Source organism: Paenibacillus sp. GQ49, assembly GCF_059759055.1.
In genome coordinates this window covers 169,982-181,601 of the sequence record NZ_JCAXEL010000002.1, presented here as the reverse complement: position 1 = coordinate 181,601, position 11,620 = coordinate 169,982, and the positions used below count along the sequence as shown (strand labels likewise).

The following is an 11,620-nucleotide window of genomic DNA, read 5'->3' as shown; positions in this document are numbered from 1 at the left end:
TTGAGGTGATGGAGTGTTTAAGAAAATAACGATTATTTGGTTGTGCGTCATATTGGTTCTTAGTGGGTTCAGTTCTTTTGGATATGGAGGACAAGCAGCAGCGGCGGCAGAAGGTAGGGATTCCCTCCTTTCCGCTACCTACATTACAATCCATAGTTTAAAAGAGCAATTTGGTATTAAAGAAGATTGGATTGAGAAAAAACTAGATCAAGGTTACTCGCTGTACCAATTGTATAAAGCTTTACAGACAGATCGCACAGGCGGCGAGGCTGCTGAAAAATGGCTAGAAGCACAAGAAATAAGCGAACCGATTCAAATGGAGGGGCTACGCCCTTCCGGATCATCACAGCAAAATAACTTCTCGATTAATGCTCTTAATGAGGATGCTCCAGGTACAGGAACAACCGTGGACGAAACTGGACTTAACCATGTAGATATCCGAGATGACGCATCGCTTTATATGACGTCTTATGGAGCAGAATCCATCTCAACTGCTACAGGGGAAATGATGATTCAGAGTACTGACCTTTCTCTACCTGGTCTCATTCCGTTTGATCTGACACGCGTCTATGACAGCGCTAGAGCGAGTGGACAGCTGGGCGTTGAATATGACGAAACGACACAGACGTATTCTAATATAGTTACGCCACGCGAGGAAGAACTCTCTGCTGGATTGGGGCAAGGCTGGCGTTGGGACATTCCTTTCATGGAAAAGCGTGGCGATCATCAGTATATTCTGATTCCAGGCGTGGGCAATTACCGCTTAAATGCGAACCTGGAACTGGAAGGTTACGTATGGAATGACTTAACCGTTAAGCGAGATGCGACCGTGACTGTTAATGGCGTATCTAGCAGTTATCGTCTATCCATCCGAAACGGCTACGATTATCTATTTAATGAAGCCGGAGAGCTGTTGCAAATACCGCAATACCGTGAATTTTCACTATACGACATTGAACGGAAACCAAGCTATTGCACGAATTGAAAACAGCGAAGGTCAGGCGCTGACATTTACTTATGACAACCTGAAGGTTACTGTACAGCTTGCCGGAACGGATCGGAAAGCAACGTACACGCAACGCGAGGACGAAGGCATTCGCATTTTGCGAGAATACACGGATGCTCTCGATCGCACAACGACGTATACGTACTATTATCCGGAATCCAAATTCAATTTCCTGCCTGACTTGCAAAGCAACCAAAATGCTCAAGGTGTGATGCATACAGCGTTGCTATCGCGCATTACAAGCCCTTCATCAGCTATAACGGATTATGCATATATTCCGGCGCTGAAGCAGATTGGCGAAGCTTCCTCCCATTTCGTATTCAAAGTAAGAGAGCGCAAGAGCCAGTTTAGCACAACGGATGGCGAAGGCGTTCTGGACAAGGTTAACTTTGATTACTCTGGAGAAGATCTGGACTCTTACGGTCAATCTGCATCATGGACAACGAAAGTGAAAGCAGAGAACACTGTAGATACTTGGACGTTTTCCAAAACGTTTAGCGCTGCAATTCATCCAGATTTGGTTCGCGCAGATAAGCACACGTTAACTGGAGATGACGTGACTTATTCCACGGAGTTGCAGTACGATAACCAGACGAAGCGAAACCTTCCGACTCAAATGACGGAGTGGGTAAGCGAGAATGGCCGTTCGGGCGAGAAGCTAACCACGACCATGACCTACGATGCCAACGGCATGGTGACGTCCGAAAAACAAAGTACAGGACAGGAATCTACCTATGCGTACGAAACTGGCAAAGCTCCGTATAACTGGATTAAGCCAGTGCGGTCTACCACGAAAATTAACAGCTCGTTAGAGCGATATACCGAGACGACATACAACAATCAAGGTGACGCATTACGTACTACCACCAAAAATGGATACGGTGGTCAGTTGCTCACTGAATCGGAAGTGAAGCTGGATGATAAAGGAAGAGTCATCAGCACTACGGATAAAGGCGGCTATTTAGCTAAAGACAGCGTAGCTACGTTGAGTTATCAGGCTAATGCAGGGCATTTGGTGAAATCCAAGTCCATGACCGTGAATGATGCTGCCGGTAAAGCAGAAGCCCTCGTGGAATCGTATGAATATACGAATGCTGGTGAACTGGAAAAGACAACCGATGCATCCGGGGAACAGGAATCGTATCAGTATGATAAGGAAGAGCGACTTCTGCAAATCGTGCATGCTGATGGTACGAAATCAACTACGGCGTACGATGATGTTAAGAACATCATTACAAATACATCACCAGATGGCATTGTCACGACCGAGCGGTATAATCCGCTAGGCCTTTTGGTAGAAGAGCAGACGGCTGAGGCTACGTACAAATACGCCTATGACCGCGAAGGTAATGTAACGGCTGTTGAGGATGCCGAAGGCAATGTTACGAGAGCTGTAGTCGACGCGTTTGGACAAACGATAGAGACAAAGTATCCAGACGGGACCATTGGAACAACCAATATTGATGCTGTGGGTCAAACAGTGACCTATAGGGACGCTGCTGACAATCAAACACGGGAGAAGAAGGATTTACTTGGTCGAGTGACGGCGGTGGAAGAATATCGGAATGGTGCATATGTTCCGTTACAACAAACCGAGTATGATATCGATGGTAACGTAATTGCATCTATCGATGGTAACGGTCAACAAACGACCTATACGTATGATGCGCTTGGACAAATCACGACGGTAACCACACCGAAGCAAGAGACAAGCCGGTACTTCTATAGCTATCAGGGCCAAGTGACACAGATCGTATCACCGAATACGCAAACAGTCACAAAACAGTATGATGAATTGGGAAGACTCATTAAACAGACGCATCCGAGTCCAGCCGGGTATGCGACAACGTTATATTACGATAAGAAAAGTAATCTGATTAAAAAACAGGATCGACTTGGGAAAGTAACAGAGTATACGTATAACAGTGACAACATGCTCACAGGTATGAAAGCACCGGATACGAATGTATCCTATACGTACGACGAGATTGGCCGCAGAACATCGATGACCGATGATCATGGAAAGACCACGTACAGTTATCAAGCAGCAGATGGGATGTTGAACGGACTGACGTTCCCGGATGGGACACGACTTGATTACGAAAACAATACCCAGCAACGTCTAGGGTATACCTTAACGGATGCCAAAGGACAATCCTTGCGCATTCACGGCGAAGTAGATGCCATGAATCGGGTAACCTCCATGGATATTACCTCGGGTTCAGGAGGGGCCTCTGCACTCGCAGCATCGGGAACGACGCCTGTGGATCGTATGACATTCAGTTATGCGTCCAATAGCTTGCTGGAGAAATTGTCGTTTGGCAAGGGCCTCAGCACAAGCTACCAGTTCAGCGGCTATGACCTGTCGGGTATCACGATCTCTCAAGGGACATCTGCGGTGCAACAGTTCGCCTATGAATATGATGGTAATAAAAACATCACGTCCCGTACACAGAATGGGGAAACTGATCAATACACATACGATGAATTGAGCCGGATTCAGACCGAAACGGGTACGCAAAAAGAAACGTATACTTATGACCCGAATGGTAACCGGTACAGTACCGGAAGTGGTAAGGTATACGGCCTAAAGGATGCACAGTATACGTATGACAGCCAGAATCGTCTGATTAAAGCAACGGGTGAAGGCAAAACGGTAACCTACAGCTATAATGGAGATGGACTGTTGTATGAACGTACGGAAGGTGACCAAACGATTCGTTATTACTACGATGAAGAAGCCAAACTTATGGCTGAAGGCACTGTAACGTCTGGAAAAGCAGAGCTGACATATGCCTATATCTATGATCTGTATGGGCAATTATGGGCTCGCCAGGACAAGCAAACAGGTAAACTGGAATACTACCAGTTGAATGGTCATGGCGATGTCGTTGGCCTCGTGGACGATGCAGGCAAAGTGCTGAACAGTTACACTTATGATATCTGGGGTGGACCGTTAACGACTGAAGAAACCGTACCGAATATGCTTCGCTATGCCGGAGAATATTGGGATGATACGGTAGGTCTGCAATATCTGCGAGCACGCTGGTATGATCCAGGCATGGCACGTTTCATCGGTGAGGACACGTACGAAGGCGAACTGAATGATCCATTAAGTTTGAATTTGTACTCCTATGTAAGTAATAATCCGTTGAAATATGTAGACCCGAGTGGGCATCGCAAAACCTCGACATATTACGAAGTTGAGATGCTGCTTAATGCAGCAATGAAAGGAGACAATACTTACAAAGCAAGTCTTAAAAAAGTCTATACTAAGGTATATAATGACAAGGGAAGTAGATTCAATTATTTATATGCAGTATTAACACAAACCAGTGCATATAAAAACTCTAAAGGAAATGCTGGATGGGCCAAAACGCAGTTACTAGATGCACTGGAAAGAGGGCAAGATTCGTATGATGTAAAAGTTGCTTGGGCATCGGTTGCAGGAAGTTTCTTGGCTGGTAAATCGAGCAGCGCTTTAGGCCTTTATAAAACAGGAGACAAGACTCCAGCAGGTCACTCATTTAGTACACATGGCGCTGAACGTGCTAACGAGAGAGGGTTCACTGCACAAACAATAGATAATATTATAAATAACAATAAAAGGAATAGAAAAAGCAAAGTTGACAAAGATGGAAAAAAAACTTATGAATATATTGATTCTCGAGGAAATAAAGTTGTAACTAATGAGAGTGGAGGTATAATATCTGTGCACTCTCCTGCTGCCGGAGGCAATTATATACCTAAACCAAAACGATGAAAGGGAAGTATAAAATAATGAATAAAAGTACATTGTTTGAGTTGTCAAAGGGATTAGATTGTAGATATGAAATAGGAGTTTGGTCTGAAACAATGGACTTTATGGAGCGCCAGCAAAAAATTGAGAATTTTTCATTGGCATTTCAAGATGAACAATATAATTTGAGGATCCAACTAGGAGAATTCTGTAAAGTAACGGCTAAAGAGATTTTTAATTCTCTAGTTCAATTCCTTGAGTATAAATCAACTTTATATGTTAGAGAAGATCATTTAAATTCCATAAACTATTATTTCTTGTCTTCAACAGATACTAACAAAGCATTTATATTTAATGTTGTTTTTTACTAGATAATCAGCAAATGTTCACTTAGATAAAAATGCAAAGAGAAAGAACACCAACTTGCTAATAGAGGTTGGTGTTCTTCTTTATGTTTGAATAAACTTGTGAACCATTAAACAAATGTTGCTATAAGGACGATTCAATTCGGGTTCCTTAGAAACTTCTATATTCGTAGCATATTTTATGATTGTAGACTACACATTAATAACCCGATTTAGAAAAACTCTGGCTACTGTTAACTTTATTACTATATCTAAGGTCGGAAGAAGTAAGAAACTCATGGGGATCGGAGGGGAATTTGATGTAAAAGACTACTAAAGCAGTTTATCAACAACACATTTCAGATTGTGATGAAGAGTTAGCGCAAGTTTTCTCCGGTGACAATGTCAATGAGGAGATAATTAAGCAATTTATTAGATATATTTTGGGTGATTTCTGACAAATGAATATGAACAAGTTGGGAGTTCTTAATGGACAAAACGAATATCATGGCTGAATTTAATATTACGGGAGATCCTTTCGAGCCGAAGTTAATCTCAGAACAGATTGGAATCGAGCCATCAGGAACCTATATAAAAGGAGAAAAGATTGATGATAGAGATTTGTATCGAAAAGAAACCTGTTGGTTCTTGGATACGGACTATCAGGAATTTTTTGATATCAATCAGTAATTGAACCAGATCCTCATTTTTTGAAGCCACATATTGAAAAGTTGAAAACGTGGTAGTGGCGGGCTGCAACTTCTAGCTTGTTCGTGGCAGGATACTCGGCGATGCTCTTTGCAATGTTGGTCTTAGGATCACGTCACAACGGAGAAAAGACGCAGGGGATGTATATCCCTGCGCCTAATCAAGAGTCAAATCCGTGTCCATCAATCCAGATGCGATAAAAAAGACTCTAAAAAATGCTTTTCTAATTCAATCTGGGCAGAGCCTTTAGCACTTGTTAACGGATGATTAGCTCGTTCCAAAGCCGTACGGATTAGAGACTTGGCAGAATCTTTGTCTGCAACCACATTGTCCATGCGTACACAGGCTTCCTTAGCACAATAACGCAGCATCGGGTTGTATTCCATCTCCATATGTCGCGCGAGCAAGGAGGAACCTGCAAGTTTACCATCAGCATCAGTTAAGGGATTGAAGCCACTGCTTTTTTTCCTCTGCTTTGTTCCACGCATCCTTGACTTCTTGAGACGCATTCTTCAAGGTCACCTGAGAAAATGTACTAACATAATTGTTAGCAGAAGAGGGAGCTGTCACATCCAATTTAGGTGCGATTTGATTCGTATCCGAAGCTGATGAGCCTTTGGGCTTACTTTCCGTATTCCTCATGATAGAACCAGGATAGCCAATTCCTCCAATATTCAGATTACATCCTACCTGTTAACGAACATTAATCCAAGCGGTCCACTGTGTTGGAATATTAATGGAATAGACCGTTCCTACAAATTGTCCCCCTGTACTAGGGGCTTCATAAACCCAAGAATGGGCCCAAGCATCTACGACACGATCACCGTCCAGATCAATAGCTTCAGACCAGTTGTTTGTCATTGTGTTGCCAGCGAGTGTGCCGTAGTGACTACTGTCATAACCGATCTGGAAAGTAATACACTGAATCCAAGCCCCACCATGATCATTGGTCGTGGAGAGCGGGTTGTTATTGAATCCGTAAATTTCTTGACCGCCATTAGGAGATACGACACCATATACATTAATGTGAGATACTTTTGGTGCAGGCGCAAACAGAACTGGACCACCCGCATTATCAGCCTTCTGCGATTCAAATTCAGCCTTAGCCGCTTTCACAGCTTCACGGAATTCTTTGGAATTAATAATTTCTTCCTTTGTCAACGGTTTGGCTTGACTCACGTCACCGTCTGCATAAGCAGCAACATTAAACGAAAGCATTAGAACAAGAATAAGAGCTAAACTAATCAATTTTCTCATAGCAATAAATTCCACCTTTCTTGTTATGGGTATTCATTTACAAAAACGTGCGGTTACGACAAATAGACCTGCTTGCAGATTAAAGCCTCTTGCCCTCCTCTCTTTTAAAGATGGTTCTTCCCCTTTTTTCTTTACTGAAAAAGAAATTAAGGAGGTAGAACTCTACAGGCTAGAAAACTCTATGAAGTAGGAATGTATATGTAAAATGAATGCCTGCCAATGATTATGTGTTGCAGACAAAATGTAAAACTCATTTATACGCATTGATATCTTAGTTATGTTAGGCTCTGATACCCATCTTGAAAATATAAGATTCCAAAATAAATATTTAAATTGTAATATATTCCATTTATACAAACATATAGTACACCTAATCATTGGCACAGTCAAGTTTCTTCATTAATTCTATTATTTATCAAAAATAGATCTTAAAAGACAAAAAAAGCCTAACCCCCTCAGTATCTTGAACGAGGAATTTGGCTTATGATCTTCAGCTTAAACAGCCGCGTCCGAATAGTGATTAAAGTTATGGTTTATTTGTCCATTTATAAGTAATGAATTTTAACATTTTTGCTGTTATCAGCATTATATTGAAATCGTCCTTTCAGTGCAGGATAGATATTGGTAAAGGCAATAACTGATGGGGAATTTTGTTAAGGACTGGTGAAGAATTTAAAACTTTTGTTAGTTTACGTGAATACGATATATCGTCAATACATCTGCATCTTCAAGTAATCTGGATTGTTCTATTGCTATGATACACTCTGGGGCTTTCTTTTTTATTATTCCATGAAATCCAAAAAATCTCTCGAGTGTTACATTTATAACTATTTTGAGAAATAAAATGGACAAATACTAGAAAGGGCAAAGGATAATGTCTGTATGGAAAGTTTCTTTGGGCATTTTAAATCAGAATGTTTATACCTTAAATCATTTGATTCGGAAGAAGCACTCATCACCGCTATTCATGAATACATAAGTTTTTACAATTAAGACAGATTCCAGGCAAAACTAGACAACCTTAGTCCTGTGGAGTACCGAAGTCAGGTTTCTTAATGACTCCAGTTTTAATACTGTCTACTTGACGGGGGCAAGATCAGAGTACTGACGCCAATTTGCAGCCTAGGGCCTTTTTTCAATGTCTACAAATGGGGTCTTGACCAGTCGCTATTATAGGCTTTTTATTTTATCGGTACCGAGTCAAGGACAAGAACATGATGATCAATAATTTCCCCACTTGTTAAAATGCTAAAAATGAGTTCAGAAAATATATGCTTGTATGAAATCGAATTGGCATCTCAATAGCGGCTAGCCCAATCTATTGAGCATCAGGATCGGGGTGTCTCACTTCATATAACTATCCGTCACATATTAAACGGACAAGATCCATAATATTCTCCATTACAATTAGTTTGGCTTATTGGGAAAATTTATTAAACATAAATTATAAAGATAATGCTTATATTAATTCGTGAAGGTCGATAAATGACTCAATTAATTAACAGGAAGGTGTCAAAATGTCAACAATTACGGAAGAAATAGAAACTAATTGTAAGTTGGAACATATTCAATTCCAGTTAATCACTAATAAACCTGTATATAACCGTGGAGATCAAATACAGGTTAGAGGGATCATCAAGAATACGGGCTCTGAAACGTATTCTTATAAAGGCTCAAGTACTTGCGATAACAGTTTATATTTCTCAATATCTAAAACGAAAAAAAGCGGAGATGAATGGTCTGGCGAAGGTAGTATACAACCGAGGGTTTGTACCCGTGATCTGCGTGAATTTCAACTGAATCCTCAAGCTACTTTAGAAAAAAATGCGACGTTCCGTGTGAATCATGATAATGGTATATATACCCTCATGGGAAGATACGGAAATATTTCCATATCGGTCCCAATCATAGTTCAATAAATTAATCTAAGGAGCTTAATCAAAATGCAAATATCATCCGCTATTGCTTATCGAAAAGAAGGTGTCATTACAATATTAGTTATGGGGAACCTTCCAAGACCTTGTGATTCTGCTAAAATTGTTGATAAATACCCTGGTGGAAACATTATATATGTACGTGACCCAGGCTTTGCTCAAGTTTTTATTGAATTTACAAGTAGTCCTGATATTTGTCCTACACTTTTGACCCCATGGTTATCTCAAATCGATATCGAAGATGATCAACATAATGAGGTAGAAATTCGTCTTAATGGAGAATCAGTATATACAACAATAGTCAATGAAACGATCGAACCCGTTTCAATATAACTCCACGAAGGCAAGGTGACAGCAAAATCACCCCTGAAAGATCTATAACATAGGACCCACGATTCCAACATATAACGTCACGCATGAATTCGAAGACTTCATCTTAAGCAACACATGCCTCTAACAAAAAAATAATAAAGGAGATTGAATTAATGAGTGGATTTTCAATAGGAACCATGTTTATTGAACTTGCCTCCAACTATTTCCTTTCATGGGATAAAAGGTATGTTTTAGCGCTTTATCGAAACCAAATTAAATTGGGCACAACAACTTTAAATGTTGATATCCCCCCTTTTGTAACACCTGGAACAGGAGATTTTAACTCGGAAAATGTGATTCTTTCTTGCGTACATGACTGCGGGCTTTTTCTTAGTGGTAGAAGAGAACGTTTAGATGAAAGCGAAAAGAAGTATTATGAGGAACAAATAAAACAAACCTTTTCATTATTTCAAAATTATAACGTATCAGCAGAAGCTGAAGAACTTCTGCTGATACGTGACACCATCGAAAAAAATAAAGATACACTAAATAAACTTCGTTATAAAGGAGGCGCAGCACTATGGACATATTTTTTAGCTGCTTGTAATATTCTGTGTGCATATGCATTACTCGATGATAAAGAAAGCGCCACAAAATTTTTAAAAGATGATTTTATTAATCAAGCTTCTTTATTCTTAGGTGAGTCAATCAATTTAGCTGATGAAAACGCTCCGAAACGATTGACTCCCTGTCAAAAAGAGCAGTCTGGTGATGCAAGAGCCACTTATGTATTTTACTTAGATGATAAGCCAAATGTTTACACTGATTCTGTAGAATGTGAACAAGGTTTTAATCAGAGTCTTAACAATCTTTCAAGTAATAACAACCAAATCAAGAAAGACTTGTCTGATACAATTTTCAATTTTAAACAGCTAGTGAGGGCCGACAATTAAAATACTGAAGGCATTTCGTTTGAAAGTCACCTAGTATAGTGACTTTTTCGTTGTGCGTCCGGCTTGGGCGATAACTTGGCTGTGAAAGTTCGCTACAGGCTTGGCAGTAGGAACTATTAGCTAAAGGCAAGGGTTTCCGCCGAGAAGCGGAATTTGAAGGAAGCCGGAGGGAAACCCTCGGTCTGACGAACAGAAACCACATAAAAGGCATGGGGGGACGGACGAGCTTGCTAGACAAAGCAAAGTCCAATACTACCCAATCCTAACATGTAAATGTGGCAGATGGATGCGGGGGAAGCTTATCGCTCTTACCCGGGGAGGTCTCACTGACGTCAAAGTAGGAAAAAATCCTAAAGTTGGAGTAAATCTTGTGGTGAGAAATCAGCAGAGGCCATAGTATGTGGCCTCTGAAAAAGTCCTTAATAGACAACTTTCTTGATTTTTAAAGAAAGTTGTCTATTTTTTCGCTATACTGAAAGTAACATGACAAAGGCTGGTGATCTGCATGCTTCCAGAGCAGTAAACCTTCATTCTGAGTCCCTATGTGGAACTCTACCGTATTCTCATCCCACAAGAGCATGTGCTGCGAAAAATGAATGGACTTGTGGACTCCCATTTTGTCTATGAGGAGCTTCAAAGTGCTTATTGCCAGAACAATGGTCGTTCAGCGGTAGACCCTGTGCGGATGTTTAAATATCTGCTGCGAAAATGCATGCATGACTTGTCTGATGTAGATCTCGTGGAACGAACCAAAACCGAACTTGCTTTTAAGTTTTTTCTACATATGGCACCAGAAGAAGACGTGATTGATCCCAGCCTGTTAACCAAATTCCGCAAGCTGCGTCTCGGCGGAATGGAACTGCTAGACTGAACTCGACAGGGCTTATATATACTGGAAGGCAAGTTTTTTTATTAATTTACCAGATGCACATATTCGTCAGCGGTTAATCGGAGACTTTATCCCGTCTATAGAATCATCTGATTATATCGAACAACTCCTCCGTCAGTTAATATTTTAAAAGACAACCTTAAGCGTGACGAAGTTTCTTGGGATATATAAGATAGACTATATAAACCGCTAGTAATATTATTACAATATGACTCTTACTGGAAAAAGAAGTATGATGAATTGAATGAGACTATTAGTAACATTGGAGATTATGAAGCAATAAGTGAAGCTATGCTTTCCTTGAAAGAAATTGGGCGAATTCATGCGATTTTTGTCCGATAACAATCGGTAAAATTTTGATGTGTTGTATAAGAAATAATTTTGAAGATTTGCTTGAATGGATTTTTAAGGAATAAAGAAATTTTAAAATATATTATAATTTATTAAAAGTAAGACATAATTGAGTCAAATAAAGCTT

The 11,620-nt window shown here is 40.4% G+C and carries 10 protein-coding genes and 1 pseudogene; 9 read left to right on the top strand and 2 right to left on the bottom strand.

Translation table 11 applies throughout. The features are described from left to right. Positions 1 to 13 precede the first annotated feature (13 nt). The 4 genes from AC6CIF_RS05410 to AC6CIF_RS05395 all read left to right on the top strand — a co-directional run bounded on the left by AC6CIF_RS05410 (position 14) and on the right by AC6CIF_RS05395 (position 5,779). The gene (locus tag AC6CIF_RS05410) at positions 14 to 985 is read left to right on the top strand and encodes a DUF6531 domain-containing protein (RefSeq protein WP_498198398.1); all 972 of its coding nucleotides are present in this window, start codon (positions 14 to 16) and stop codon (positions 983 to 985) included. Then, complete coding sequence (locus AC6CIF_RS05405; RefSeq protein WP_498198717.1) at positions 897 to 4,769, top strand: RHS repeat-associated core domain-containing protein; 3,873 nt, start codon at positions 897 to 899, stop codon at positions 4,767 to 4,769. Before AC6CIF_RS05410 ends, AC6CIF_RS05405 begins: the two co-directional genes overlap by 89 nt. Positions 4,770 to 4,786: 17 nt before the next feature. After that, positions 4,787 to 5,116, top strand: a complete 330-nt coding sequence (locus tag AC6CIF_RS05400) for a hypothetical protein (protein WP_498198396.1) — start codon at positions 4,787 to 4,789, stop codon at positions 5,114 to 5,116. 462 nt (positions 5,117 to 5,578) lie between these two features. Further along, on the top strand, positions 5,579 to 5,779 hold the full coding sequence (locus AC6CIF_RS05395; RefSeq protein ID WP_498198395.1) for a DUF4279 domain-containing protein: 201 nt from the start codon (positions 5,579 to 5,581) through the stop codon (positions 5,777 to 5,779). Between the two features lie 200 nt (positions 5,780 to 5,979). Here the strand turns inward: AC6CIF_RS05395 and AC6CIF_RS05390 are convergent, their stop codons facing one another. Beyond that, positions 5,980 to 6,285 (bottom strand): hypothetical protein, encoded by a 306-nt coding sequence (locus AC6CIF_RS05390; RefSeq protein WP_498198393.1) that lies wholly within the window; start codon positions 6,283 to 6,285, stop codon positions 5,980 to 5,982. 205 nt (positions 6,286 to 6,490) lie between these two features. Then, on the bottom strand, positions 6,491 to 7,054 hold the full coding sequence (locus tag AC6CIF_RS05385; RefSeq protein ID WP_498198391.1) for a DUF4879 domain-containing protein: 564 nt from the start codon (positions 7,052 to 7,054) through the stop codon (positions 6,491 to 6,493). Between the two features lie 852 nt (positions 7,055 to 7,906). On the opposite strand from AC6CIF_RS05385, the gene AC6CIF_RS05380 reads away from it, so the two are divergent. The 5 genes and pseudogenes from AC6CIF_RS05380 to AC6CIF_RS05360 all read left to right on the top strand — a co-directional run. Then, on the top strand, positions 7,907 to 8,047 hold the full coding sequence (locus AC6CIF_RS05380) for an IS3 family transposase (RefSeq protein ID WP_498198715.1): 141 nt from the start codon (positions 7,907 to 7,909) through the stop codon (positions 8,045 to 8,047). 524 nt (positions 8,048 to 8,571) lie between these two features. Beyond that, positions 8,572 to 8,973, top strand: coding sequence for a hypothetical protein (locus AC6CIF_RS05375; RefSeq protein ID WP_498198389.1), 402 nt, complete (start codon positions 8,572 to 8,574; stop codon positions 8,971 to 8,973). 24 nt (positions 8,974 to 8,997) lie between these two features. Continuing rightward, on the top strand, positions 8,998 to 9,321 hold the full coding sequence (locus tag AC6CIF_RS05370) for a hypothetical protein (protein ID WP_498198387.1): 324 nt from the start codon (positions 8,998 to 9,000) through the stop codon (positions 9,319 to 9,321). Between the two features lie 152 nt (positions 9,322 to 9,473). After that, positions 9,474 to 10,253: a hypothetical protein gene (locus tag AC6CIF_RS05365; protein WP_498198386.1), complete on the top strand. Its 780-nt coding sequence runs from the start codon at positions 9,474 to 9,476 to the stop codon at positions 10,251 to 10,253. Between the two features lie 529 nt (positions 10,254 to 10,782). Next, positions 10,783 to 11,121 (top strand): annotated as a pseudogene (locus AC6CIF_RS05360) (transposase); the annotation flags it as partial. Positions 11,122 to 11,620 lie beyond the last annotated feature (499 nt).